The organism is Aeromonas sp. S41-2, from assembly GCF_027705845.1.
Lineage (GTDB): Bacteria > Pseudomonadota > Gammaproteobacteria > Enterobacterales > Aeromonadaceae > Aeromonas > Aeromonas hydrophila.
In genome coordinates this window covers 45,301-70,255 of sequence record NZ_JAPDCG010000003.1, presented here as the reverse complement: position 1 = coordinate 70,255, position 24,955 = coordinate 45,301, and the positions used below count along the sequence as shown (strand labels likewise).

Genomic DNA, 24,955 nt, shown 5'->3' with positions numbered 1-24,955 from the left:
TCAAGAAATTCTCAAGGCGGGCAACAAGCCGTCGCCCAGGCACAACAAGGAGGGATACCATGGCGGTGTCAAGCAACCCGGGGATCGACATCAAGCACCTGAAAACGGTGAGCGCGCTGGCCGAGCAGGGCTCGCTGGCCGGTGCGGCGCTGACCCTCAACCTCACCCAGTCCGCCCTCTCCCACCAGCTCAAGGAGCTGGAGACCCGCCTCAACCTGGAGCTCTATCTGCGCAAGAGCCGGCCGCTGGTGCTGACTGCGGCCGGCAACCAGCTGCTGGGGCTGGCCCGCCAGGTGCTGCCGGCGCTGGCGCAGACCGAGAAACAGCTGCAGGCCCTGCACAGCGGCGAGGCCGGTCGCCTCCACCTGGCGCTCGATTGCCACAGCTGCATCCAGTGGCTGCTGCCGCTGTTGCCCGCTTTTCGCCGCCAGTGGCCGGGGGTGGATCTGGAGGTGGAGTCGGTGCCGGGCTTTGATGCCATCAGCGCCCTGCTCGGCGGCCAGCTCGACTTGCTGCTCACCTCGGACGTGCAGGCCCGCGGCGATCTCCACTTCGAGCCGCTGTTCGCCTTCGAGCTGGTGCTGGTGATGGCGCCGGATCACCCCCTCTGTGGCCAGCAGACCATCAAGCCTGAGGATCTGCGCCCCGAGGTGCTGCTGGTCTACCCGGTGGAGCGGGCGCGGATGGACGTGTTCAGCCGCTTCTTGCAGCCGGCCGGTATCGAGCCCGCCCGCTGCAAGCCGGTGGACAACACCTCCGTGATGCTGCAGATGGCCGCCGCCGGCCTGGGCGTCGCCGCCCTGCCGCGCTGGGCCTGCGAGGAGTTTGTCCGTCAGGGGCTGCTTGAGGCGCGCCCGCTCGCCGAAGGGGTGCGGCGCCACATGTATGGCGCCGTACGCGCCGCCGACCGGGATCAAGCCTGTCTGCAGAGCCTGTTCGAGCGCATTCGCAGCAAGATGGGCGACGTAAAAGCGCAGTAAAAAGCCGCCTGAGGGCGGCTTGTCATCACGCAGGGTTTCTCTGTTCAAGCACCCTCTTCACAGCTCGCCGCCCCCAGCCGCCGCGGGCAGTTGGCGCAGAGCTCACCATCGCGGCGCTTGTAGTGCAGGCAGCAGCGCTGGCGCACATAACCGACCAAGCCGGCCGCTGGCGGCCAGGGTGCCGGCTGCCAGCCCGCCAGATGCTCGGCCGGCAGGCCGCAGGCGGCAAGCCAGTGCGGCGCATGGGCCGCCACCTCGGCGGGGCTTATCTCGTCAAAGAACGCGGGCACCCGCACCAGCGCCGCCAGCAGATCGTCCGCCAAGAGCGGCCGCACGAAGCCGGGTCGCAGCCGCTGCACCTGCCCGAGCTGTGCGAACAGTGCCTGCCAATGGGCCTGCAGCCGCTCGCCCGCCGCCTTGATCAAGCGCTCCAGCTCCCCCTTGATCATGGGCTCGGCCGGCAGGGTAAAGCCCGATACCAGCCCATCCTGATAGCCCTGGCCCAGCCTCTCCAGCGCTGGCACGGCCCGCAGCCGATAGACGGCCACCATGGCAAGATAGATGGATTGCCAGCAGAGCATGCCCCAGCTGCGGGTGAGCCAGTAGGCGGGACCCGCCTCCGGATGGGCCAGCCGCCAATACTCGTGCAGCGCGGCCGCCACCTCGGCCGGCGTGGCCTGCTTGGTCGCCGTCAACAGCGCCGCAGCCTCGCCGGTAGCCACCAGCCGCCCCTTGAGGGACGGGATAAGCCCGGCGGCGGCCGCGAACAGGGCGCCGTGATCCGCCAGCGCCTGCAGATCCGGCTCGCGCCGCGCCCCCGGGCTGCGGGCACAACGGCCAGCGCCGCTCATGGGATGAGAGAGTCCCGGGCGCGGCCCGGGACGCAGGGTCAGAATACGTATTTGAGTCGCGCCTCCACGCTGCGCTCTGCGCCGAACCAGCAGTTGTTCTGGTCGTAGCAGGAGTAGTAGGTCTTGTTTAACAGGTTGCTGGCGCTGAGTGACACCTCCACCCCTTGCAGACGCTGGCTGAGCTGGGCCAGATCGTAGGAGGCGGCCATGTCCATCAGCAGGTAATCCGGCACGGTGTCGGTGTTGGCGGCATCAAGCTGAGCCTCCCCCACGTAGCGCAGGCCAGCCCCTAGGCGCACCCCTTCCAGCGGGCCGGCCGGCAGGTAGTTGCTCCACAGCGAAGCCATTTGCTTGGGCACCCAGACCGGGGTCTTGCCCTGCAGGCTGGTGGTGTCGCGGGTGATCTCCATCTCCTGACGGGTATAGCTCAGCGCCAGATCCCAGCGGCTGGTGAGATCGACGCGCCCCTCCAGCTCGACCCCCTTGGAGACCATCTCGCCGGTCTGCAGCTTGGGCCCGTAGACATTGTCCGGATCCGTCACCAGGGCATTTTGCTTGGTGATGTGGAAGACCGAAGCGGTAAAGGTCTTGCTCATGTCCTCGGAGAGGAACTTGAGCCCCCCCTCCCACTGCCGGCCGGTAGCCGGTTTGAACGCCTGGCCCTGCTTGTCCGCCCCCGCCACCGGCTCGAAACTCTCGGCATAGCTCACATAGGGCGAGAGACCGTGATCCAGCTCGTAGAGGGCGCCGAGGCGCAGCGAGAGGTTGTCCTGATCAATCTGGGCCAGGGTGTTGCTCGCCGCCCCCTGATAGAGGGTCCGGCTGTCGGTGTCCATCCGGTAGCGGTCGTAGCGGGCGCCGCCGATGGCCACCAGCCGATCGAGGCGCACCTGATCCTGCAGGTAGAGGCCGCTCTGATACTGGCGGATGGTGCGGTTGTCCTGATAGTTGAAGGCCAGGTCTGCCGGCACTATCTGCTGGTGGTTCGGGTTGAAGATGTCGATGGCCGGGGCAGAATAGTCGAGGGTATCCCGATAGAGAATGCGCGCATCCAGATACTGGTAATCGACCCCCAGCAGCAGGTTGTGCTGGGCCTTGCCGGTCTGCACCTGGCCCGCCAGCTGGTTGTCGATGACAAAGCCGCGAGACTCTTCATCGGTCAGGTAGGCGTTGCGGGCCAGGGTGCGGTGGTCGGCCGCCAGCGCCGCGTTGTAGGTGTTCTGCTGGTTGGCCGAGGCATCCATGTAGCGGGCGTTTTGCAGCAGCTGCCAGTTGGCGTTGAAGTCGTGGCTCAGCTTGTAGCCAAGCAGGGTCACCTCCCGGCTGTAGTGGTTCCAGTTTTCATCGCCAAGGAAGGTATCGCTGCCAAGCTGGCCCAGCGGGTTGGACTTGACCGAACCGCTGGCCGGCACCGTGGTGTAGATGCCGGCTTGCGGGTCTTTCTGGTAATAGAGGTTGAGGTTCAGCAGGGTGCGCTCACTCAACTGCCAGTCGAGAGAGGGCGCCAGCACGTAGCGCTCCTCCTCTGAGGTCACCGCCTGGCCCTCTTTCTGACGGGCCAGCCCCACCAGCCGATAGGCAAACTGGTCGTTGAGGGCGCCGGTGCTGTCGAGGGTCAGCTCCTTGAGGGTGCCCGTCCCGCTCGCCACGCTGACGCTGTGCCTGCTCTCCCGCTGGGGGCGCTTGGCGATGAGGTTCACCATGCCGCCGGGGGGCATGCTGCCATAGAGCACGGAGGTGGGCCCCTTGAACACCTCCAGCTGCTCGATGGCCACCGGATCGATCTGGGGCTGCAGGTTCCAGTCGTTGTACTGCAGCAGCAGGCCGTCGTAGAAGTTCTGGTAGTTGTCAAAGCCGCGAATGTTGAACAGATCCAGCCGGTTGACCGCCCCGCCCCGCAGCTCGGTGTTGACGCCGGGCACGTAGCGCAGCGCCTCGCTCACCGAGCTGACGCCGCGCTGTTCCAGGGTGTCACCCTCCACCACCGAGATGGCCTGGGGCGTCTCCAGGGGGTCGAGCCGGGTCTTGGTCGCGGTGTTGCGATAGGTCTCGCCGAGCACGGTCAGGGTCTCGTCGGCCCGGATCTGTGGCGGGCGCTCGGCAGCGGCTGCCTGCACGGGGCCAGCCAACAGGGCGGAGATAGTCGCGGCGACCAGGGTCAAAGGGGGGTGAGTGGCGTACATCTGATCCTCGAATGCAATGATTGAATAGTAACAAATCTCATTTGCATTTTATTGGGTCATTTTGCCCTTGAATTAACAATTTGGGGCATGTTGGCGCTGAAGAGGGAGAAAATGCGGCCATTTTGGTCCCATCCGGCAACCTAAACTGACAGCAGACACGCAGGCGATGTCGAATGGATAGCAAAGCCTGGCGCAGCAAAAAGGGAAAGAGGGATAGCAGCGCCCGGCATCCGCCGGGCAAGGGAATAGCCGTGTCAGAGAGGGGCGACGGGCAGCCAGTACTCCATGCGGGCATCCGGCTGGTTGCCGTCAAAATCGGGGGCGTAGCGCTCCAGCTCGAAGCCGTCCACCCCACGATAACCGGAGCTCGGCAGCCAGTGCAGGATAAACCAGTTGAGGGTCTGCCCCAGCTGGCTGACGGGACCCACGTGGCTTAGCACCGCGTAGGTCTGGGCCGGCACCGGGAAGCGTGCCAGACCGGCGGGCAAGCTGGCCCCCTCCTCCATCACGCTACCCGCCCAGTAGGGGAGCGACTCGCCGGCGCCAGAAACATCCACCACCCCCACCCGCTCCTGCCCGGGTGGCAAACCGCCCTCCGTGCGCAGGGCGCGCCAGATGGCGGGCACCGTCTGCTGAAAGTCGGGGGCGGTGGCAAACAGCCCGCGGATCTGCCCCTTCACCCCGTGCAGGATAAAGCCCGGCTGACTCTCGATCCGCACCTGTACCAGCCTGGCAGGCATGGGCTGCGGCAGGGTAGCTCGCACCAGGGGGGTACGCAGCCCCAGCCGCAGACCTCTCTTGCGATAGGCCAGCGGCGAGCAGCCAAACTGCTGCTTGAAGGCGCGGCTGAAGCTCACCTCGGAGCCAAAACCGTAACAGAGCGCCAGATCCAGCACCCGCTGGCGACCAGAGAGCAGCGCCTCTGCCGCCTGGCTCAGCTTGAGCTCGCGCACATAGTGGGCCACCGTCAGCCCAGTCTCATGAAGGAACACCCGCTGCAACTGCCAGCGCGACCAGCAGCTCTGCTCCGCCAGCTCGGCCAGCGCCAGCGGCTGATCCAGGTTGGCGTGGATGTAATCGAGCACCCGCTCGATGCGGGTCAGCTGACTGTGCGGCTGGGGCACGGCGTCGGGAGTGGTGGGCAAGATGGTCATGACGAGATCGGATCTGGCTGTCGGCAAGGCGCTGCGCGCAAGGGCCCCATTAAACATGGCCGCGACCTTGGCGGCAAGCGCTGGCCGCTGTGCTCACCCTGGCCCCCTTGCCTACCCCTTAGAACCAGCGCGTCAAGCCAGCTTGGCAGACTGTCACAAAAGTGACGCGTTTGCCTGTCAGATTGTTTGAAAACAAATATATCAATTACCTCAAAAAGCCCATAAAGTCCTCGTTCGAATCTTTTATGCAGGGAGAGCCAAGATGAAGAAAGTTGCCTTGATCACCGGAGCCCGTGGCGGCATCGGATCCGCCATCACCACCGCCTTGCTGGCCCAGGGGTATCGCATCATCGCCACCCACTCCAGCCCCAACGGGGCAGCGGCGCACGACTGGTACGGGGAACAGGGTTTTCGGCCGGATCAGGTGCGGCTGCTGGCGCTGGACGTCGCCGACACCGCCATGTGCCGCGACACCCTGGGCCGATTGCTGCAGGATGAAGGACGGGTGGACGTGCTGGTCAACAATGCCGGCATCACCCGGGACGGGGCCTTCAAGCGGATGACCCCGGAGCAGTGGTTCGAGGTGATCCACACCAACCTGTGCAGCCTCTACAACGTGACCCAGCCGCTGTTCGACGCCATGTGCGAGCAGCGCGATGCCCGCATCATCAACATCTCCTCGGTCAATGGCCAGAAGGGGCAGTTCGGTCAGGTCAACTACTCGGCCGCCAAGGCGGGTATGCTGGGCTTCACCAAGGCGCTGGCGGCGGAAGGAGCCCGCTTCGGGGTGACGGTCAACGCCATCGCCCCCGGTTATACCGCCACCCCCATGGTGGAGGCGATCCGCACCGACATCCTCGACAGCATCAAGGCCGACATCCCCATGCGCCGGCTGGCCAAGCCGGAAGAGATCGCCGCCGCCGTGGTGTTTCTTGCCAGCGAGGCGGGTGCCTATATCACCGGCGAGACCCTGGCCATCAACGGCGGCCTCTACATGAAGTGAGGCCGGGCCTGTTCTCACCGGCATTGCATCGACAGAGGGCAGCCCGCGGGCTGCCCTCTTTGTTTGATCCTTGTTTGCACCCTGTTTGCGCCGGCCAACCGGAACGGCCTTCTTCCTTGCCCGGGCTATGAACGTGTCGACCCGGCCCCCACCGGCTCGGCGAAGTGGCTGCGCAGGGCGGCGATCACCCGGCGCACCTTCTCCGGGATCTCCCGCTGCGGGGTGATGGCGTGGATCTCCATGGGTGGCACCCGAAAGCCCGGCAGCAATTCCAGCAGGCGGCCCGAGGCGAGATCGTCGGCGATCTCCCCCTCCGGCTGCAGCGACACCCCCTGCCCCGCCAGAGTGAACTGGCGCAGCGGCAGCACGTTGTTGCACACCACCCGCGGCTTGGGTTTGACCCTGTGCCCCTGCCCCTTCTCATCGAAGAAGGTCAGGCCGCCGCTCAGCATATCGGCGGCCAGCCAGTCGTGATCCAGCAGCGCCTCCGGGCTGCGCGGGGTGCCCTTGCGCGCCAGATAGGCGGGCGAGGCGCACAGCAACATCCGGGTCTGGCCCAGCTTGCGCGCCACCAGGGTGGAGTCCGAGAGCGTGCCGACCCGCAGCGCCACGTCGATGCGCTCGGCAATGAGATCCCGCTTCTCGTCGTCGGCGATGATCTGGATGCACAGGCCGGGGTGGGCCTGCAGCAGCGGCGAGAGCGCCCGCGCCAGCGGCTGGCCGGCCATCCCCACCGGGGCGGTGATCCGAACTTCACCGAGCAGGCTGTCACGCACCTCCGAGAGGCGCAGCTCGGTCTGGTTGAGGGTCTGCTGCAGGGACTGGCACCCCTGCCACACCACCTCTCCCGCCTCGGTCAGGTTGAGGCGGCGGGTGGAGCGGTGCAGCAGGGTGAGGCCGAGCAGGCTCTCCAGCTGGCTGATATGCTGACTGACGGCGGAGGGTGTCATGCCGAGGGCCTTGGCGGCGCCGGTCATGCTGCCCGCCTCGACCACGGCGGCGAAGATGGCGTAACGCTTGAGCTGTTCCATTATTAAATCCAGCTTATAAGTGAATGCAATTTACAACGGATTATTAAATCACATTCGGGGGCGTAGGATAGCCCCATTCCAACAGTGAAGGAGAATCTCCCATGAAAATTGCCCTGATCGGTGCCAGCGGTTTTGTCGGTACAGCCATCCTCAACGAAGCCGTCAGCCGCGGCCATCACGTCACCGCCATCGTGCGTGACGTGAGCAAGGTCGCCGCTCACCCGCAGGTCACCGCCGTGGCGGTGGATGCCCAGGACAGCCAGGCGCTGGCCAAGGTGCTCAAGGGGCACGATCGGGTGATCAGCGCCTACAACCCGGGCTGGACCGCCCCGGACATCTACGACCAGTACCTCAAGGGGGCCAGCGCCATCGTGGCCGCCGCCGTCGCGGCCAACAGCTGGCTGCTGGTGGTCGGCGGTGCCGGCAGTCTGGAAGTTGCCCCGGGCGTGCAACTGGTGGATACCCCGGAATTCCCGGCCGAGTGGAAACAGGGGGCCCTGGCCGCCCGCGACGGCCTCACCGCCCTGCGTCGTGAAACCACCCTCGACTGGCGTTTCGTCTCCCCGCCCGTGTTCTTGGAACCCGGCGAGAAGCGCGGCGGCTACCGGCTCGGTGCCGATCAGGTGCTGTTCAGCGGTGAACAACCCGCCGGGATCACGGTCGGCGATCTGGCCGACGGCGTGCTCAACGAAGCGGAAAAACCGGCCCACCTGCGCCAGCGCTTCACCCTGGGTTACTGAACCTGAGCCAGGCACCACACCGGGCCGCAGTGCCCGTTACACAAAGGGAGGCATCAGCCTCCCTTTTTGCATCTCTGTATTTGGCGCATCTCTGTGCTGCCAGCGATGCTCGCCTCTCTATTTGCCCAACTTGCCCAACTCGCGCTCACATTGCGCTCAAGCCGGCACATGCCGGGTCAGGCCAACATGGGTGCCAAGTGCGCCGGTATATTGCCATTATCGCCGCTCAATCGGCAGCCACCCGGATGGGTGGCGAATTCTATTTCGATTTTTGTATATAACTAAGAATAATTTGTTGTTTCCGTCTTATAACTCCGAACAGTAGCATCTCCCTCAATCCAAATGGCGCCATCCCTGGCAACAGGGCGGTGGCCGGTTTATCGGTCAGGGCGTCGTCGTTTTCATGTCAGGTGTGCGGGTAGCATCCCGCCCCTGGCCAGTGAGGAGGTGCACATGGAACATTCACCACTGCCGATCATCGATCTCGCCGCGCTCGACGGCGCCCCCGAGACCCGTCGCCAGATGTTGGCCACCCTTGGCCGGGCGGCCCGCGAGGTGGGCTTTTTCTATCTGATCGGCCATGGCCTGAGCGAGCAAGAACAGCAGGAAACCCTGGCGCTGGCGGCCCGCTTCTTCGCCCTGCCACAGCAGGAGAAGCTGGCGGTGCAGATGGTGCACTCCCCCCACTTTCGCGGCTACAACCAGGTGGGGGCCGAGCTCACCCGGGCGCGGCCGGATCTGCGCGAGCAGTTCGACATCATGAACGAAGAGGCCGCCCTCGATGCCGCCGGCCTGCAGCATTCCTGGCAGCGGCTCATCGGCCCCAACCAGTGGCCGACCGCCCTGCCCGAGATGAAATCTCACCTGCTGGCGTGGCAGGAGCGGCTGAGCGCCATCACCCTCACCCTGCTCGCCGCCTTCGCCGAGGTGCTGGCGCAGCCATCCGGGGTGTTTGACGAGAGCATTCGCGGGGCGCCCCATCAGCACATGAAGCTGATCCACTACCCGGGGCAAGCCGCAGGGGGCAGCGGTCAGGGGGTGGGCGCCCACAAGGATCCCGGCTACCTGACCCTGGTGATGCAGGATCATCACTCCGGGCTCGAGGTGGAGACGGCCGACGGCTGGATCTCGGCGCCGCCCCTGCCGGGCGCCCTGGTGGTCAACATCGGCGAGCTGCTGGAGCTGGCCTCCAACGGCTACCTCAAGGCTACCCTGCACCGGGTGCAGAGCCCGCCGCCCGGGGTATCGCGCCTCTCCTGCGCCTTCTTCATGGCGGCGCGACTGGATGCGACCGTGCCGCTGCTCAGCCTCTCCCCCGCACTGGCGGCGCAGGCACAGGGGCCCGAGAGCGACCCGACCAACCCGCTCTTTTATCAGGTGGGGGAGAACGTACTCAAAGGGAGGCTGCGCTCCCACCCGGATGTGGCGGCCCGCCACTATGGCGTCGCCCCGGCGTCCGCCAATCCGCAGACCAACAGCGAACAGAGCGCAAAGCGCGATCGGCGCGAGCCACAACTCGCCTGACGCTGCCATACCTAATAGAAGGGGGGCGCCACGGCGCCCCCCTTCAGATGACACAAGCAGATGACACAAACAGATGACACAAACAGTTGGGCCACAGCCTGGCAATGACGGAGCAATACAATGAAATTCAAAACCATGAGCGTGCACAGCGGCCAGCGGATCGATCCCCAGACCGGCGCCCTCACCACCCCGCTTTACCAGAGCAGCACCTTCAGCTACTTCAACGCCCAGGCGGGCAAGGAGCGCTTCGCCGGTCAGGCTCCCGGCTTCATCTACAGCCGCTTTGGCAACCCCACCACCGCCGAGCTGGAGCAGAAGCTGGCGGCGCTGGAAGGTGCCGACGAAGCGCTGGTGGTGGCGAGCGGCATGGCGGCGGTGAGCGCCATCATGTATGCCCTGGCCGACAGCGGTGATGAAGTGGCCTATATCGGCCCGCTCTACGGCGGCACCGATGCGTTTCTCAAGCAGACCTTCAGCCGCGCCGGCATCAAGGTCACCGCCTACGAGAGCGATCAGGATCTGCTGGCCAACATCCGCCCCGCTACCAAGGTGGTACTGTTCGAAACCCTGACCAACCCTACCCTCAAGGTGGTGGATCCGCGGGTGGTAGTGGAAGCGGCCCGCAAGGTGGGCGCCATCACGGTGTGTGACAACACCTTCCTCACCCCCTATCTGCTGCGCCCGCTCGAGCTTGGCATCGACATCGTCATGCACAGCGGTACCAAGTACCTGGGCGGCCACGGCGACATCATCGCCGGGGTGGTGACGGGCTCGCACGCGCTGATGAAGTCGATTCGCACCGTGGCCCTCAAGCACATCGGCTCCCCCATCGGCCCGCAGGAGGCCTACCTGCTGCAGCGCGGGGTCAAGACCCTGCCACTGCGCATGGATGCCCACCTGCACAACGCCCAGAAGGTGGCCGACTTCCTGGCCGCCCACCCGGCGGTGAAGAAGGTGATCTACCCGGGGCTGGCCAACCATCCGGGCCACGATGCCCTCGGCGCCTTCGCCAGCGGCTTTGGCGGCATGGTGAGCATCGAGCTGGAGGGCGGGTTTGAGCGCTGCGCCACCCTGCTCGACAACCTGCAGCTGTTCGTGCAGGCGGTGAGCCTGGGCGATCTCGAGAGCCTCGCCTGCCACCCGGCCAGTACCACCCACGCCGCCATGGACGAGGAGAGCCGCCTCGCCGCCGGGGTCAATGACGATCTCATCCGCTTCAGCATCGGAGTGGAAGACGCCGACGATCTGATTGCCGATCTGGCCGCCGCCCTGGCCCTGATCTGACCGCTCGCCTCTTTTGAGCGCAAAAAAACAGCCCGCCCCCTGCCAGGGGGCGGGCTGTTTTGCTTGCGGCAATCGCCCGATAGGGGCAACCCTGCTTAAGGCGTGGCAGAGAGGCGCTGCACCGGCCAGCCCAACGCGGCGAGCTCAGGGGCCAGCGTCTTGGCATCCCCCACCACCAGGATCACCATGTCGTCGGGATCGAGCCAGCGGCGGGCCAGCTCGCGCAGGGTAAACGGAGAGAGCCGGCTCACCTGCTGCACCCGCTGCTCCACATAATCCTCTGGCCACCCCTTCAGCAAGATGGGCAGCATGTACTCCATTTCCTGCGGCAACGTCTCGTAATCGAGCGCCTGACCATTGAGCACCCGATCCCGCAGAGTGCGCACCTCCAGCCGGGTCGGCCCCAGCCGCTGATACTTGTCGAGCTCCTGCAGGATCTGCCGCAGGGCCGCCCCGGTCACCCCGCTGCGCACGCTGCTTTGCAACAGGAAATGGCCCGCATCGGCATTGCCGTCGAAGGCGGCGTCGATAAAGTAGGTGTAACCCAGCTCCTCGCGCAGCCGGATGTGCAGCCGCTCGGCGAGGGACACATTCATCAGCCTGGTCAGGTAGTGCTCGCCGAAGGCATCCTCCGCCATGGCGCGCCGTCCCACCCGGATCTGGCTGAGCGCCGCCCCGGGATTGTCCAGCAGATAGATGGCCCGCTTCGCCTGCTGGCCGCGCCAGCCGAGGGAGTGCAGGGCCGGCGGCTGACCTGCAGGTTCGACCAGAAAGCCGAGGGCCTTCATCACCCGCTCCTGGGCCAGATCCCCGCTCACCACCACCTGAGCTTCCCCGCTGCGATAGACCGACTGATAAAAGTTGCGCACATCGTCCAGCGTCAGCGCGCGCACACTGGCCAGCAGATCCGGCCGCTTGCCCCCCTCGAGCAGGGCGCCGAATTGCCAGTCCGCCTGCCACTGGGGATCTTGCATCAGCTGTTGCAGCCACTGGACATGATCAAAGCGGCTGCGCTCAAAATCGGCTACACGCATGGCGGGCTGCTGCACCAGCTCCCGCACCAGGGCCAGCGTCTCGTCAAAATGGGAGGTGAGCCCCTCGATCTCGACGTAGCTGCGCCCCTCCCCATGATTGAAACGAATACTGGCCCCCAGCTGACGGGCCCGCTCCTCGATGCTGGCCGCCTGCAGCTGCTCGCTGCCAAGGAAGAGCATGGCGTCGGCCAGGGTGGCGACTCCGCCCTTGCCCTCCGGCTCGGCCCGCTCACCACCCGGCCAGCTGATGCTCATGGCAAAGGCTGGCACCTCGTCGCTGTAGTGACCTAGCAGGGAGATCCGCTCACCCAGCTTGGCCTGCCACAGGGTCGGCATGGGCACCGGCAAGGCGCCGCCGCTGGCCGGCTCCTGGCGCCGGTCCAGGGTCTCCTTGATGACATGCGGCAGCAAAGAGGGGGTCGGCCGGGCCAGCGGCAAGGGGGGCGGCTCGACAAAGTTGGGGCTGCCCGCCTGCCATTCAGGGTGCTCGGCCGGCACCACGCTCAGCACCACCCTGGGCTTGTTCAACACATAGCGCGTCAATACCCGTTGTAGGTCGGCCGGCGTCACCCGGGCGATGCGCTGGAGGTTGCGGTACTGGAAGTTGGGGTCAGCAAACAGGGTGTGGCCGGTGGCCAGCTGCTCCACCTTGCCGGCCACGCTGTCCAGCGGCCAGATCCGCAGGGCCCGCTGGGCATTGACCGAGTGGGCCAGCTGCTCGCGGGAGACACTCTCGCTGGCGAGCTGGCCGACGATCCGGTCGATCTGCGCCTTGATGGGGCCCAGCTCGCCCCCTTTGGCCAGATTGGGCACCGCCTCAATCACCAGCATGCAGGCCAGCACGCCGCACTCTTGCCTGGCCGTCACCGAGACCAGCCGGCCACTTTGCTGCAGTTGTCGCTGCAACAGGCCGCTGGCCGACCCCCCCAGCTGATCCGCCAGCAGATCGAGGGCCTCGAAGTCGGGCTCGCGGGCGGAGACGGTCGGATAGGCCAGCACCAGCATGGGCTCGCTGACCCGATCGACCAGGGTGCGATAGCGGCTCTTCTTCAGCGTCACCGGACGCACCACCGGGCTTGTCTGGGTTGGTGACGGAGGCAGCGCGGCAAAATAGCGCTCGACCCAGGCCAGGGTCTGGGCCGGCTGAATGTCGCCACCGATCACCAGGGTGGCGTTGTTGGGCCCATACCAGCGCAGGAAGAACTGGCGCACGTCCTCCAGGGTGAGGCGATCCAGATCCGCCACCCGGCCAAACGGCGTGTTGAAATAGGGGTGATTGGGGGGGTAGAGAGTGCGGTTGAGCACTTCCAGCACCCGGCCGTAGGGGGCAGCATCCACCAGGGTGGCACGCTCGTTCTTGGCGATGTCGCGCTTGGCCTCCAATTTCTGCTGGTAAAGGGTATCGAGCAGAAACCCCATGCGATCCGCCTCCAGCCAGAGCACCTTCTCCAGCTGATTGGCTGGCAGCGTCTGGTAATAACGGGTCTGATCCCGGGAGGTCAGGCCGTTGATGTTGCGCCCGCCCACCTGTTGCAGCAGCCGGATGTAGCCCTCCTCCCCCACGTGGGCCGAGCCCTGAAACATCATGTGTTCGAACAGATGGGCCAACCCGGACTGGCCGGGGGCCTCTTCCGGCAGCCCAACCCGGTAGTGGACCGCCACGTGCACCAGGGGATCGGAGTGATCCTGGGTCAAGATCACCGTCAGGCCATTGTCGAGCCGATATTGCTGATAAGGGACGATCAGCGGATCGGCCACTTTTTTCTGCTCCTTGACCAGCACAGGGCCGGCCAAGGCCAAGACACTGAAGAAATAGAGCAAACTCCACACGACTCTCATGTTATTTCCCAATTTTCAAACCTGAACATTATTATTGGCGGTCGCTGCGCGTCGTTCATATCCAGCGCGCAACAACGGAAAAATGGCGACAGCACTCTGCAGGTGCCTCGCATTATTGATGACATGAATAATATTTTTGCCGGCAGCAATTACAGCAACCAAAGGCTGGCAGCCTGCAACCCGGCCGTGGTCGTCAGTGTAATCAATCAAGCCCCGAAGGGATATCAGCAACAGACGTGCTTTTGTAACAAGGTATATATCTGGCCCATCCGTCAACGCCCTTGAATAGCCTGAACGGCGCTATTTAAGCTTGCTGGTTAACAGTGCCGAAAAATATCGTCGGCATGGCGTTTCGCCCGCTGATGGGAAATAAATCTGCCGTTATTGAGTCACGCAAAAATAAGCCAAGAGCGTATTCAATATTGATGCCATTAGTAACAAGCGGATGGCAGGCGCCACTCGCCAGCCCACTCTTTTTTGCACTCGCTGCCGGCCGGCAGGGTTGGCAAAGGTGCAAAAAAACAGGGGGCCGCGGCCCCCTGTTCATGCTGGGTGCAACCGGATCAACCGCGATCCAGCAGGATGTTGAGCATGCGGCGCAGCGGCTCGGCGGCGCCCCACAGCAGCTGGTCACCCACGGTGAAGGCGGCCAGGTACTCCGGCCCCATATTGAGCTTGCGCAGACGACCGACCGGGATGCTGAGGGTACCGGTAACGGCAGCCGGGGTCAGCTCACGGGCGGTGATGTCGCGATCGTTGGGGATCACCTTGACCCAGTCGTTGTGGGCAGCCAGCAGGCCTTCGATTTCCGCCAGCGGCACGTCCTTCTTCAGCTTGATGGTGAAGGCCTGGCTGTGGCAGCGCAGGGCGCCGATACGCACGCACAGACCATCCACCGGAATGGCGGCGTTTTCGATGCCGAGGATCTTGTTGGTCTCGGCCTGACCCTTCCACTCTTCGCGGCTCTGGCCGTTGTCGAGCTTGGTGTCGATCCAGGGGATCAGGCCACCGGCCAGCGGTACGCCGAAGTTGTCCACCGGCAGGGTGCCGGAGCGGGTCTTCTCGGTGATCTTGCGCTCGATGTCGAGGATGGCGGAGGCGGGATCCGCCAGCTCCACCGCCACTTCATCGCGCAGCAGGCCCATCTGGGTGACCAGCTCGCGCATGTGGCGCGCACCGCCACCGGAGGCGGCCTGATAGGTGGCCACGCTCACCCACTCCACCAGATCGGCCTTGAACAGGCCACCCAGGGCCAGCAGCATCAGGCTGACGGTGCAGTTGCCGCCGACGAAGGTCTTGATGCCGTTGTTAAGGGCATGCTCGATGACGTCGCCGTTGACCGGATCCAGGATGATGACCGCGTCCTTCTCCATGCGTAGGGAGGAGGCTGCATCAATCCAGTAGCCCTGCCAGCCGGCGGCTTTCAGGCGCGGATAGACATCCTTGGTGTAGTCGCCGCCCTGGGCGGTGATGATGACGTCCTGTGCGGCCAGCGCCTCGATGTCGAAGGCATCCTGCAGAGTGCCGGCATCGACGCCGAAATTGGGGGCGGCCTCACCGGCCTGGGAGGTGGTGAAGAAGGTGGGCTGAATGCGGGAAAAATCCTTCTCTTCCTGCATCCGGCTCATCAACACCGAACCCACCATGCCACGCCAACCGACCAAACCTACTTTTTTCATAATGTCCTACCCTGGATAGCTGCTTATAGAAACCGAGTGTGATACCCGTGATCCCTTGTCCGGCGCGGGCCGTTTACAAGCGGTTCACAAAATATGGGTTGCGAAAAATGTGTCTGTCCACATTACGGATTGTGACGGCGGGCGCAAGTCGAATTGCGCAATATTCTGTGCCGTTCGCTGCAATATCCGTCAGCCTGGCCGACCTGCGGGCAGCCGGTTGGCATCCCGCCACCACTTGGGGCATCATTGAGACCGACCGGCAGCCCCGCTGCCCCTCGGGGACGACCCCGAGGCCTCCTGATACGCAGGGACGACCCTGCTTCCTGCGGAATCTGCCTCATGTCCTGGTTGCTCCTGCTGTTGGCCGGCCTGTTCGAGGTCGCCTGGGCCATCGGCCTCAAGTACACCGACGGTTTCAGCCGTCCCCTGCCCACCCTGCTGACCCTGATCGCCATGGGGGTGAGCGTGCTGCTGCTCGCCATGGCGGTCAAACAGTTGCCCCTTGGCACCGCCTACGCGGTCTGGACCGGCATCGGCGCGGTCGGCACCGTGCTGATGGGAATCTGGTTGTTCAACGAACCGGCCACCCTCGCCCGGGTGCTCTGCCTGCTGCTGATCATCGGCGGGATCCTGGGTCTGAAATTCATCGGCTGAGTCGTGGCCGAGCTCGGTTGAATGGAGAGCAAAACGGGGTATGAGCCCCGTTTTTTGCCTGCCAAACGCGCCGACCCCTGCTATTATCTGCGGCCAAACATGAGCCAATAAAAATCAGGATATCGTGATGACCGACCACACTTTTATTCCCGGCAAGGACGCGGCGCTGGAAGACTCCATCGAACGCTTCCAGACCAAGCTGCAAGCCCTGGGGTTTGATATCGAAGAGGCCTCCTGGCTCAACCCCGTGCCCAATGTCTGGTCCGTGCACATCCGGGACAAGGAGTGCTCCCTCTGTTTCACCAACGGCAAGGGTGCCAGCAAGAAGGCGGCGCTCGCCTCCGCCCTTGGCGAATATTTCGAGCGTCTCTCCACCAACTACTTCTTCGCCGACTTCTATCTGGGCGAGCAGGTCGCCAATGGCGACTTCGTTCACTACCCGAACGAGAAGTGGTTCCCCATCGAGGGGGATCAGCTGCCCACCGGTCTGCTCGACCCCTTCACCCGCAAGTTCTACAACCCGGACGGTGAAGTGACCGCCGACATGCTGGTGGATCTGCAATCCGGCAACGAAGAACGCGGCATCGTCGCCCTGCCCTTCGAGCGCCAGTCTGATCACCAGACCGTCTACATCCCGATGAACATCATCGGCAACCTGTATGTCTCCAACGGCATGAGCGCCGGCAACACCCGCACCGAGGCCCGCACCCAGGGGCTGTCGGAGGTGTTCGAACGCCACGTGAAAAACAAGATCATCGCCGAGGCCCTCAGCCTGCCGCTGATCCCGAGCGAGGTGATCGCCCGTTACCCCGGCATCAAGGCCTCCATCGATGCGCTGGAAGCCGAAGGTTTCCCCATCTACAGCTTCGATGCGTCGCTCGGCGGCCGCTACCCGGTCATCTGCGTGGTGCTGCTCAACCCGAGCAACGGCACCTGCTTTGCCTCCTTCGGCGCCCACCCGCGCTTCGAAGTGGCGTTCGAGCGCACCGTCACCGAACTGCTGCAGGGCCGTAGCCTCAAGGATCTGGATGTATTCGTGCCGCCCTCGTTCGACAACGAGCAGGTGGCGGATCACCACAACCTGGAGACCCACTTCATCGACTCTTCCGGCCTCATCAGCTGGGATCTGTTCAAGCAGGATGCGGACTTCGAGTTTGCCGACTGGGACTTCCGCGGCACCTCGCAGGAGGAGTTCGACCACCTGATCGGCATCTTCCACGAGCTGGAGCAGCCGGTCTACATCGCCGACTACGAGCACCTGGGCGTCTACGCCTGCCGCATCCTGGTGCCCGGCATGTCCGACATCTATCCGGCCGAAGATCTGCTGCTGGCCAACAACACCATGGGTGCCCACCTGCGGGAGACCATCCTGGCGCTGCCGGCGCTGGAGTGGGACGCGGAGCAGTACATGGCGCTGTTCGACCAGCTGGATGAAGAGGGTCACGACGAGCGCACCCGGGTGCGCGAGCTGCTCGGCATCGCCGCCGCCAAGGGCACCGCCCTGCACACCCTGCGGGTGGGCGAGCTCAAAGCCATGCTGGCACTGGCCGCCGGCGAACTCGACACGGCGCTCGATCTCATCGACTGGACCATGGAGTTCAACCAATCGGTGTTCCCGGCCGATCGTGCCAACTACTACCGTGCCCTGCGCGCCTGCGTCGAGCTGTTCCTGGATGAGGATCGCGACCCCGAGCAGTACCGCGCCGTGTTCACCCGCATGTATGGTGCAGAGACGCTGGCACAGGCCTGGGCCCACGCCAGTGGCGAAGCGCGCTTCCACGGGTTGGAAGCTGCCGACCTGTCCCTCAGCCAGTTCCCGCTGCATCAGAAGCTGCTGGCAGCCTATGAGAAGCTGCAGAAGGCCAAACGAGCCCACTCATGGGGCTGATGTGGTAGTATGTGAAGGGGCCCTGATGGCCCCTTTTGCTTTATGGTCGCCAGAGAGGCGATTTGTTATTCAAAGATGAAATAAAAAACAAAAAATACCTCTTAGGGGGTTGCCAAGCCGGGGCAGAGAATGCTGGGGAGATGCAAAGATGCCTTGCCAGTACCATTTTTAGGCGATGAAAAATAAATTGTTTAAAATCATTGCATTAAAAAATCAGCATTTATGTTTCAGCTGAAACCTGGTGTAAAGCAACGCTGCCGGAGGACTCAAATTTTTGTAGTAAAATTACATTCACAATCTGCAATTCTTGATCGGAGTCAATTTTGACGATCTGGCCCTTTGTTATGATTTCCACAGGCAAAACATCAGGTACATGAGAATTGAAAGCAGAATCTCCCTTTGATTGTCTCAAGCCAGAAGCCATCGCTGCACTGGCAGAAGATATCACCTATGCCAAGGCCACCAAGCCTGCATACAAGGTCATCCCCCTGGCCATCACCGCAGGCGCTTTCATCGCCATTGCTTTCGTCTTCTTCATCACGGTGACTACCGGTGCCGGCAATGTGGCCTGGGGCCTCAGCAAGCTGGTCGGCGGTCTCTGTTTCGCACTGGGTCTGATCCTCTGCGTGCTGCTCGGTGCCGAGCTGTTCACCTCCACCACCCTGACCCTGGTGGCCAAGGCAGCCAACCGCATCACCTGGGCCCAGCTGTTCAAGAACTGGGGACTGGTCTACTTCGGCAACCTCATCGGCGGTCTCATCATCGTCGGCCTCATCATCATGTCGGCCGAATACATGGCGGCAGATGGTCAGTGGGGTCTGAACGCCCTCAAGGTGGCCCAGCACAAGATCCACCATACCTTCTTCGAGGCCCTTGCCCTCGGTATCCTCTGCAACCTCATGGTGTGTCTCGCCGTGTGGATGGCGTTCGGCGCCCGCAGTGCGACCGACAAGGTGATGGTCATGCTGCTCCCCGTCGCCATGTTCGTGGCCTCCGGTTTTGAGCACAGCATCGCAAACATGTTTATGATCCCGGTCGGTATCGCTATCCATGCGGTAGCAGGCCCGGAATTTTGGCAGGCCATCGGCCAGGACCCGGCGACCTTTGCCGACCTGACCGTATCCAACTTCGTCCTACACAACCTCATTCCCGTCACCATAGGTAATATCATTGGTGGTGGCGTCATGGTTGGTCTGACTTACTGGTTTATCTTCCGTCGTCATCATTAAGGATGATTGCGGGATACTACATCAATACCGTGTGAGGTAATGAAAATGGCAGAACTTAACGAACAGTTCCAAAAAGCATGGGAAGGCTTCGCGGCCGGTGAATGGCAGACCTCTGTCAACACCCGTGACTTCATCCAGAAGAACTACACCCCGTATGAAGGTGACGAGTCCTTCCTGGCTGGCGCGACCGAAGCTACCACCAAGCTGTGGGACAAGGTCATGGAAGGCATCAAGATCGAGAACCGCACCCACGCGCCGGTCGATTTTGATACCGACCTGCCCTCCACCATTACCGCTCACGATGCCGGCTATATCGATCAGAGCCTGGAGCAAATCGTTGGTCTGCAGACCGACAAGCCGCTCAAGCGCGCCATCATCGCCAACGGCGGTATCAAGATGGTCAAGACCTCTTGCGAAGTGTACGGTCGTCAGCTGGACCCGATGGTCGAGAAGATCTTCACCGAGTACCGCAAGACTCACAACCAGGGCGTGTTTGACGTTTACACCAAAGACATCCTGAACTGCCGCAAGTCCGGCGTCATCACCGGTCTGCCGGATGCCTACGGCCGTGGCCGTATCATCGGTGACTACCGTCGTGTTGCCCTGTACGGTATCGACTTCCTGATGGCCGACAAACTGGCCCAGTTCAAGTCCCTGCAGGCTGACCTGGAAAACGGTGTCAACCTGGAAGCCACCATCCGTCTGCGCGAAGAGATCTCCGAGCAGCACCGTGCCCTGGCACAGATGAAGGTAATGGCTGCCAAGTACGGTTGCGATATCTCCGTACCGGCCAAGAACGCCAAAGAAGCCGTCCAGTGGACCTACTTCGCCTACCTGGCGGCAGTCAAGTCCCAGAACGGTGCCGCCATGTCCTTCGGTCGTACCTCCAGCTTCCTGGACGTGTACATCGAGCGTGACCTGAAGAAAGGCCTGATCACCGAGCAAGAAGCCCAAGAGCTGATGGACCACATGGTCATGAAGCTGCGTATGGTTCGCTTCCTGCGTACCCCGGAATACGATTCACTGTTCTCCGGCGACCCGATGTGGGCTACCGAGACCCTGGCTGGTATGGGCGTTGACGGCCGTACCCTGGTCACCAAGAACAGCTTCCGTATGCTGAACACCCTGTACACCATGGGCCCGTCCCCTGAGCCGAACCTGACCATCCTGTGGTCCGAGAAGCTGCCGGTCGGTTTCAAGAAGTACTGCGCCAAGGTATCCATCGAGACCTCTTCCGTTCAGTACGAGAACGACGACCTGATGCGTCCGGACTTCAACAACGATGACTACGCCATCGCTTGCTGTGTGTCCCCGATGATCGTCGGCAAACAGATGCAGTTCTTCGGTGCCCGTGCCAACCTGGCCAAAACCATGCTGTATGCAATCAACGGCGGTATGGACGAGAAGCTCAAGATCCAGGTCGGTCCGAAGACCGAAATGGTCAAGTCCGAGTACCTCGACTACAACGACGTGATGGATCGTCTGGATCACTTCATGGACTGGCTGGCCAAGCAATACGTTGCCGCGCTGAACATCATCCACTACATGCACGACAAGTACAGCTACGAAGCCTCTCTGATGGCGCTGCACGACCGTGACGTATATCGCACCATGGCGTGTGGTATCGCCGGTCTGTCCGTAGCCGCTGACTCCCTGTCTGCCATCAAGTTCGCCAAGGTCAAGCCAGTTCGTGACGAAGATGGCGTTGCCATCGACTTCGAAATCGAAGGCGAGTACCCGCAGTTCGGTAACAACGACGCTCGCGTCGACGACATCGCCTGCGACCTGGTTGAGCGCTTCATGAAGAAAATTCAGAAGCTGAACACCTACCGTGGTGCTGTTGCTACCCAGTCCGTGCTGACCATCACCTCCAACGTGGTGTACGGCAAGAAGACCGGTAACACCCCGGATGGTCGTCGCGCTGGTGCGCCGTTCGGCCCGGGTGCCAACCCGATGCACGGTCGTGACCAGAAGGGTGCCGTTGCTTCCCTGACTTCCGTTGCCAAGCTGCCGTTCGCTTACGCCAAAGATGGTATCTCCTATACCTTCTCCATCGTGCCGAACGCGCTGGGTAAAGACATGGAAGCCCAGAAAGCCAACCTGGCCGGTCTGATGGATGGTTACTTCCACCATGAGTCCAACCTGGAAGGCGGTCAGCACCTGAACGTCAACGTGATGAACCGTGAAATGCTGCTGGACGCCATGGAAAACCCGGAAAAATATCCGCAGTTGACCATCCGCGTATCCGGTTATGCCGTTCGCTTCAACTCTTTGACCAAAGAGCAACAGCAAGACGTCATCACCCGTACCTTCACCGCTTCTCTGTAATAGAGTCTCGGTGAACAAAAACCGGCGCCAAGGCGCCGGTTTTTTTATGCCTGATAGTCAGGGAACATAGGCCTGAAAACCTGCCGGCAAGGCCGGCACTCCCCTCCTCTCACCCGCCTTGTTCAGGGCCGCTCTCCTGCCGCCAGACGGCGGTTGATATCGGCAATGACCGGGGCGATGTCGGCCAGGGTGTCGATGACATAGTGCGCCCCCGCCGCCCGCAGTTTGGCCTCGGCCGGTGCGCGCCGGGCGGCGATCTCGGCTTCACTCATGGCGGAAAACGCTTCCCAGGTGGCGCCAAACTCGTTGCCGGAGACCGACAATCCCACCGTCCACATGCCCGCGTTCAACCCTTCGCTGATGCCGGGCACGGCGTCATCCACCTTGATGCAGCGATGCACCGCATTCACTCCCAGCTCAATCACGTTGGCCAGCGCCATCCAGGGACCGGGGCGACCACCGGCTTTGAGATCGTCGGTGGCGACCCAGTGATCCGGCCGATAGCCGTGATCGGCCGCCGCAGGTACCAGCGCCGCCATCACTGGGCGGGGGTAACCGGAGCAGGAGCCGATTTTCATCCCCTGCCCCCGCAGAGCATCCAGCACCGGCAGCACACCGGGGATGGGGTCTGCGAAGCGGGTCACCGCAGCAATCTGCAACGGCATAAAGGTGTGATAGAGGTGGTCCACCTCGGCGTGGCTCATGGGGTGGCCAAAGCGGGCCTGCCAGCGCGCATCCACCGAGGGCAGACGACCCAGCGCGGCGATATGGTCCCACTTGCCCAGCCCCATGGGCTGGCGCGCCTCATCCAGGGTCACAGCAAAGTCATAGGCGCGGGCGAAGGCCTCGACGAAGATGGAGGTGGGGGCGAAGGAGCCAAAATCGACGACGGTACCGGCCCAATCGAGGATCAGCGCCTCTACGTCGGTGGCCGGGTCGATGGCAATCTGCAAGTCAGTCATGGTGATGTTCCTGTTTCGGTGAAAGCGCGATCTCGCCAAGGGCGCGATCGAGAATGGTGATGGCGCGCACCAGATCGGCGCGGACGATATTGAGCGGCGGCGAGAGCTGGATAACGTTCCCCTGGGAGACCTTGAAGCTGAGCCCCAGCTCCAGACAGCGGTAGAGCAGCCGCTCGGCGGCCTGGCTATTGCGGGTGCGACTCTGGTGATCGACCACTAGATCGAGCGCCCACAAAAGACCGATACCGCGCACCTGCCCGATCAGCGGGTGACGCTCGGCCAACTTGCCGAGCTCGGCCGCCATAAAGCGGCCATCTTCCTGCGCTTTTGCAAGCAACCCCTCTTCGCGGATGGTAGCGATGGTGGCGAGGGCCGCCGCACAGCCGATGGGGCTCTTCTCGTGGGTGTAGTGACCGAGCGAGATGGCCGCCGCCTGATTGAAACGGTCGCGGGTGATAAGCGCCGCAAACGGCACCACCCCGCCCCCCAATCCCTTGCCAAGGCAGATGATGTCTGGCTCGATGCCGAACGCTTCGAAGCTGAACCAGTGGCCGGTACGACCCAGTGCATTGGGGATCTCGTCGACGATCAGCAGCACCTTGTGGCGATCGCAGATCTCCCGCACCCGCTGCCAGTAGGCCTTCGAGGGCACCTGCACGTCGGTGTTGCGAATGGGCTCGGCGATAAAGGCGCCTATTCCCCCCTCCTTCTCGATGACGTACTCCAGATAATCGGCGTAGTGCAGGTCATCCCCCTCCCCGCGATACCAGACGCCGCGATAGCGGGTGGGGGGTGGGATGCGCTCCACTCCGGCCATCAGCGGGCCCATGCCGGCGCGAAAACAGGCTTCACCGCCGACCGAGATGGCATCAAGGGAGGCGCCGTGAAAGGCATCCCACAGGGACACCACCTTGCTGTTGCCGGTGATGAAGCGGGCGAGCTTCAGGGCAATCCCCACCACCTCGCTGCCGCCGGGGGCGAACAGCACCCGGTTGAGATCGCCGGGGGCCAGCTCGGCCAGAGTGCGGGCGCAGTCGATGGCGACCTGATGGGTGTAGCGGCGGGGTGCGAACGGTAGATCGGCGAGTTGCTGCTGCACCGCGGCCACCACCCTGGGGTGACCGTGGCCCAGCTGATGGACGCTGTTGCCGTGAAAATCGAGATACCGTTTGCCCGATACGCTGGTCAGCCAACTCCCCTGCGCCCCCTCAAGCAGATCGAGACAGGGGGTGGAGAGTGCCTGATGGAGGAAGTAACGGCTATCCTCCGCCAATCCGGCCTGTACATCTTCGTTTTGACCCGCCCACCAGCGTGAGCGCCCCTCGCCGAGGTTGATATCCCCTTCGCTGTCGGCGCGGCCGCTGCCGTGCAGCTTGCCGTCATGCAGATCACAACCGGGAGGCGCCATGCTGGTCATCGCGCGTCCCCTTGCCAGTAGCAGGCGCTGGCCATGGCGGCAAGCAAGCCGCGCACCCGCTCTGGGGTCACATCACCGATATTGCCGATGCGAAAGCAGTCGGCTTGCGAGACCTTGCCCGGATAGATGACAAAGCCCTGTGCCTTGAGTCGCAGGTAAAAATCGGCGAAGCGGTAGTCTGGATGGGCCGGAGAGTAGAAGGCGGTGATGATGGGAGACTGCCACTGCTCGGGCAGCAGCGGCGCAAAGCCGAGGGCGGCCATGCCATCCACCAGCGTGCGCTGGTTCTCGCTGTAGCGCCGATGGCGGGCAGCAATGCCCCCCTCTTCGTCCAGCTCTCGCAGGGCCTGGGCAAAGGCCAGCACGGTATGGGTGGGCGAGGTAAAGCGCCACTTGCCTCCCTGCTGCTCCATGGTCTGCCACTGGGCATGCAGGTCGAGGGAGACCGAGCGGGCACGACCGGCGCTGCCCGTGAGCGCGGCGCGGCGAGCGATGACGAAGCCAAAGCCCGGCACCCCCTGAATGCACTTGTTGGCCGAGCTGATGAGAAACTCGATGCCAAGGCACCCCATGTCGATGGGAATGCCACCAAAGCTGCTCATGGCATCGACGATAAGACGAATGCCACGGCGCTGGCAGAGCGCAGCCACCTCCTCAAGGGGGTTGAGCATGCCGGTGGTGGTCTCGCAGTGCACCATGGCCAGATGGGTGATCTCGGGGTGGCACACCAGCATCGCCTCGATGGCGGCGGGTTCCGGGCGGCTTGTCTCGCCGCAGTCGAGCTCATGGTGGCGCAGGCCAAGGCAGCGAGCCATCTCCCCCATGCGGGCACCGTAGGCGCCGTTGTTGATGATCAGCAGGCACTCGTCGCTGCCGATCGCCGAGCCCAGCACGCTCTCCACCACATAGCTGCCGCTCCCCTGCAGCAGTACGGCGCTGTAGTCGCTTTCATATTCCGGGCCGGTGGCCAGTCGCACCAGCTCGCGGCGGATGGGCTCGACCACACCCTGGTTGTAGTCCGCATCCCAGGTGCAGCTGTCTTGCAGCATGGCGGCGCGTACCGTCGCGGTGGTCGAGAGGGGGCCCGGGGTCAGCAGCAGGTAATCGACGGCGGCGGGGGCTGCAGGAATATGGGTCATGACTTCGCTCCTTTTGGTATATACCAGAATGAGCGC

18 protein-coding genes are annotated in these 24,955 nt (G+C 63.4%); 9 read left to right on the top strand and 9 right to left on the bottom strand.

Annotated features, from left to right (window positions below):
• The first annotated feature begins 59 nt into the window (after positions 1–59).
• Positions 60–980 (top strand): LysR substrate-binding domain-containing protein, encoded by a 921-nt coding sequence (locus OKC44_RS08320; RefSeq protein ID WP_139707275.1) that lies wholly within the window; start codon positions 60–62, stop codon positions 978–980.
• A 44-nt stretch (positions 981–1,024) separates the two neighbouring features.
• Here OKC44_RS08320 and OKC44_RS08315 read toward each other — a convergent pair whose 3' ends face one another.
• The 3 genes from OKC44_RS08315 to OKC44_RS08305 all read right to left on the bottom strand — a co-directional run bounded on the left by OKC44_RS08315 (position 1,025) and on the right by OKC44_RS08305 (position 5,168).
• Positions 1,025–1,831, bottom strand: coding sequence for a siderophore ferric iron reductase (locus OKC44_RS08315; RefSeq protein ID WP_270812207.1), 807 nt, complete (start codon positions 1,829–1,831; stop codon positions 1,025–1,027).
• A gap of 38 nt (positions 1,832–1,869) precedes the next feature.
• Complete coding sequence (locus OKC44_RS08310) at positions 1,870–4,014, bottom strand: TonB-dependent siderophore receptor (protein WP_270812204.1); 2,145 nt, start codon at positions 4,012–4,014, stop codon at positions 1,870–1,872.
• Between the two features lie 254 nt (positions 4,015–4,268).
• Positions 4,269–5,168, bottom strand: a complete 900-nt coding sequence (locus OKC44_RS08305; protein WP_270812202.1) for an AraC family transcriptional regulator — start codon at positions 5,166–5,168, stop codon at positions 4,269–4,271.
• 262 nt (positions 5,169–5,430) lie between these two features.
• Here OKC44_RS08305 and OKC44_RS08300 point away from each other — a divergent pair, with 262 nt between their 5' ends.
• Positions 5,431–6,171 carry an SDR family oxidoreductase gene (locus OKC44_RS08300; protein ID WP_011705821.1) on the top strand — a complete coding sequence of 247 codons (741 nt, stop codon included), beginning with the start codon at positions 5,431–5,433 and terminating at the stop codon, positions 6,169–6,171.
• A gap of 125 nt (positions 6,172–6,296) precedes the next feature.
• On the opposite strand, the gene OKC44_RS08295 is transcribed toward OKC44_RS08300, so the two are convergent.
• Positions 6,297–7,202 (bottom strand): LysR family transcriptional regulator, encoded by a 906-nt coding sequence (locus tag OKC44_RS08295; protein WP_139707279.1) that lies wholly within the window; start codon positions 7,200–7,202, stop codon positions 6,297–6,299.
• 101 nt (positions 7,203–7,303) lie between these two features.
• Here OKC44_RS08295 and OKC44_RS08290 point away from each other — a divergent pair, with 101 nt between their 5' ends.
• The 3 genes from OKC44_RS08290 (at position 7,304) to OKC44_RS08280 (ending at position 10,750) form a co-directional block, all read left to right on the top strand.
• On the top strand, positions 7,304–7,942 hold the full coding sequence (locus OKC44_RS08290; protein WP_017409608.1) for an NAD(P)-dependent oxidoreductase: 639 nt from the start codon (positions 7,304–7,306) through the stop codon (positions 7,940–7,942).
• A 453-nt stretch (positions 7,943–8,395) separates the two neighbouring features.
• Positions 8,396–9,466, top strand: coding sequence for an isopenicillin N synthase family dioxygenase (locus OKC44_RS08285; RefSeq protein WP_270812200.1), 1,071 nt, complete (start codon positions 8,396–8,398; stop codon positions 9,464–9,466).
• Between the two features lie 120 nt (positions 9,467–9,586).
• Entirely contained in the window at positions 9,587–10,750 is a 1,164-nt protein-coding gene (locus OKC44_RS08280; protein ID WP_270812198.1) for a trans-sulfuration enzyme family protein, read from the top strand.
• Positions 10,751–10,845: 95 nt separating this feature from the next.
• On the opposite strand, the gene OKC44_RS08275 is transcribed toward OKC44_RS08280, so the two are convergent.
• Together OKC44_RS08275 and asd are read right to left on the bottom strand one after the other, a co-directional pair.
• Complete coding sequence (locus OKC44_RS08275; RefSeq protein WP_270812196.1) at positions 10,846–13,623, bottom strand: M16 family metallopeptidase; 2,778 nt, start codon at positions 13,621–13,623, stop codon at positions 10,846–10,848.
• A gap of 563 nt (positions 13,624–14,186) precedes the next feature.
• Positions 14,187–15,302: an aspartate-semialdehyde dehydrogenase gene (asd, locus tag OKC44_RS08270; protein ID WP_227289637.1), complete on the bottom strand. Its 1,116-nt coding sequence runs from the start codon at positions 15,300–15,302 to the stop codon at positions 14,187–14,189.
• 339 nt (positions 15,303–15,641) lie between these two features.
• On the opposite strand from asd, the gene sugE reads away from it, so the two are divergent.
• The 4 genes from sugE (at position 15,642) to pflB (ending at position 21,401) form a co-directional block, all read left to right on the top strand.
• Positions 15,642–15,956 (top strand): quaternary ammonium compound efflux SMR transporter SugE, encoded by a 315-nt coding sequence (gene sugE, locus OKC44_RS08265; protein WP_011705814.1) that lies wholly within the window; start codon positions 15,642–15,644, stop codon positions 15,954–15,956.
• A gap of 127 nt (positions 15,957–16,083) precedes the next feature.
• Positions 16,084–17,844 carry a 30S ribosomal protein S12 methylthiotransferase accessory factor YcaO gene (gene ycaO, locus OKC44_RS08260; protein WP_227289638.1) on the top strand — a complete coding sequence of 587 codons (1,761 nt, stop codon included), beginning with the start codon at positions 16,084–16,086 and terminating at the stop codon, positions 17,842–17,844.
• A gap of 380 nt (positions 17,845–18,224) precedes the next feature.
• Positions 18,225–19,073 (top strand): formate transporter FocA, encoded by an 849-nt coding sequence (gene focA / locus OKC44_RS08255; protein ID WP_011705812.1) that lies wholly within the window; start codon positions 18,225–18,227, stop codon positions 19,071–19,073.
• A gap of 45 nt (positions 19,074–19,118) precedes the next feature.
• On the top strand, positions 19,119–21,401 hold the full coding sequence (gene pflB / locus OKC44_RS08250; protein WP_016350517.1) for a formate C-acetyltransferase: 2,283 nt from the start codon (positions 19,119–19,121) through the stop codon (positions 21,399–21,401).
• 122 nt (positions 21,402–21,523) lie between these two features.
• On the opposite strand, the gene phnX is transcribed toward pflB, so the two are convergent.
• From phnX to phnW, 3 genes are read right to left on the bottom strand one after another with little or no spacing between them, the layout of a single operon-like run.
• A complete protein-coding gene (gene phnX, locus OKC44_RS08245; protein ID WP_227289640.1) occupies positions 21,524–22,363 on the bottom strand; it encodes a phosphonoacetaldehyde hydrolase in 840 nt (279 codons plus the stop codon).
• Positions 22,356–23,780, bottom strand: coding sequence for an aspartate aminotransferase family protein (locus tag OKC44_RS08240; protein WP_227289642.1), 1,425 nt, complete (start codon positions 23,778–23,780; stop codon positions 22,356–22,358). Before OKC44_RS08240 ends, phnX begins: the two co-directional genes overlap by 8 nt.
• A complete protein-coding gene (gene phnW, locus OKC44_RS08235) occupies positions 23,777–24,919 on the bottom strand; it encodes a 2-aminoethylphosphonate--pyruvate transaminase (RefSeq protein WP_227289643.1) in 1,143 nt (380 codons plus the stop codon). Before phnW ends, OKC44_RS08240 begins: the two co-directional genes overlap by 4 nt.
• Positions 24,920–24,955: the final 36 nt, after the last annotated feature.

What these genes read in the sequence shown, in the direction of transcription:
- asd (WP_227289637.1), bottom strand. Translation starts at nt 15,302, where the DNA reads ATGAAAAAAGTAGGTTTGGTCGGTTGGCGTGGCATGGTGGGTTCGGTG.
- sugE (WP_011705814.1), top strand. Translation starts at nt 15,642, where the DNA reads ATGTCCTGGTTGCTCCTGCTGTTGGCCGGCCTGTTCGAGGTCGCCTGG.
- ycaO (WP_227289638.1), top strand. Translation starts at nt 16,084, where the DNA reads ATGACCGACCACACTTTTATTCCCGGCAAGGACGCGGCGCTGGAAGAC.
- OKC44_RS08240 (WP_227289642.1), bottom strand. Translation starts at nt 23,780, where the DNA reads ATGACCAGCATGGCGCCTCCCGGTTGTGATCTGCATGACGGCAAGCTG.
- phnX (WP_227289640.1), bottom strand. Translation starts at nt 22,363, where the DNA reads ATGACTGACTTGCAGATTGCCATCGACCCGGCCACCGACGTAGAGGCG.
- pflB (WP_016350517.1), top strand. Translation starts at nt 19,119, where the DNA reads ATGGCAGAACTTAACGAACAGTTCCAAAAAGCATGGGAAGGCTTCGCG.
- phnW (WP_227289643.1), bottom strand. Translation starts at nt 24,919, where the DNA reads ATGACCCATATTCCTGCAGCCCCCGCCGCCGTCGATTACCTGCTGCTG.
- OKC44_RS08290 (WP_017409608.1), top strand. Translation starts at nt 7,304, where the DNA reads ATGAAAATTGCCCTGATCGGTGCCAGCGGTTTTGTCGGTACAGCCATC.
- OKC44_RS08280 (WP_270812198.1), top strand. Translation starts at nt 9,587, where the DNA reads ATGAAATTCAAAACCATGAGCGTGCACAGCGGCCAGCGGATCGATCCC.
- OKC44_RS08300 (WP_011705821.1), top strand. Translation starts at nt 5,431, where the DNA reads ATGAAGAAAGTTGCCTTGATCACCGGAGCCCGTGGCGGCATCGGATCC.
- OKC44_RS08295 (WP_139707279.1), bottom strand. Translation starts at nt 7,202, where the DNA reads ATGGAACAGCTCAAGCGTTACGCCATCTTCGCCGCCGTGGTCGAGGCG.
- OKC44_RS08315 (WP_270812207.1), bottom strand. Translation starts at nt 1,831, where the DNA reads ATGAGCGGCGCTGGCCGTTGTGCCCGCAGCCCGGGGGCGCGGCGCGAG.
- OKC44_RS08275 (WP_270812196.1), bottom strand. Translation starts at nt 13,623, where the DNA reads ATGAGAGTCGTGTGGAGTTTGCTCTATTTCTTCAGTGTCTTGGCCTTG.
- OKC44_RS08305 (WP_270812202.1), bottom strand. Translation starts at nt 5,168, where the DNA reads ATGACCATCTTGCCCACCACTCCCGACGCCGTGCCCCAGCCGCACAGT.
- OKC44_RS08285 (WP_270812200.1), top strand. Translation starts at nt 8,396, where the DNA reads ATGGAACATTCACCACTGCCGATCATCGATCTCGCCGCGCTCGACGGC.
- OKC44_RS08310 (WP_270812204.1), bottom strand. Translation starts at nt 4,014, where the DNA reads ATGTACGCCACTCACCCCCCTTTGACCCTGGTCGCCGCGACTATCTCC.
- OKC44_RS08320 (WP_139707275.1), top strand. Translation starts at nt 60, where the DNA reads ATGGCGGTGTCAAGCAACCCGGGGATCGACATCAAGCACCTGAAAACG.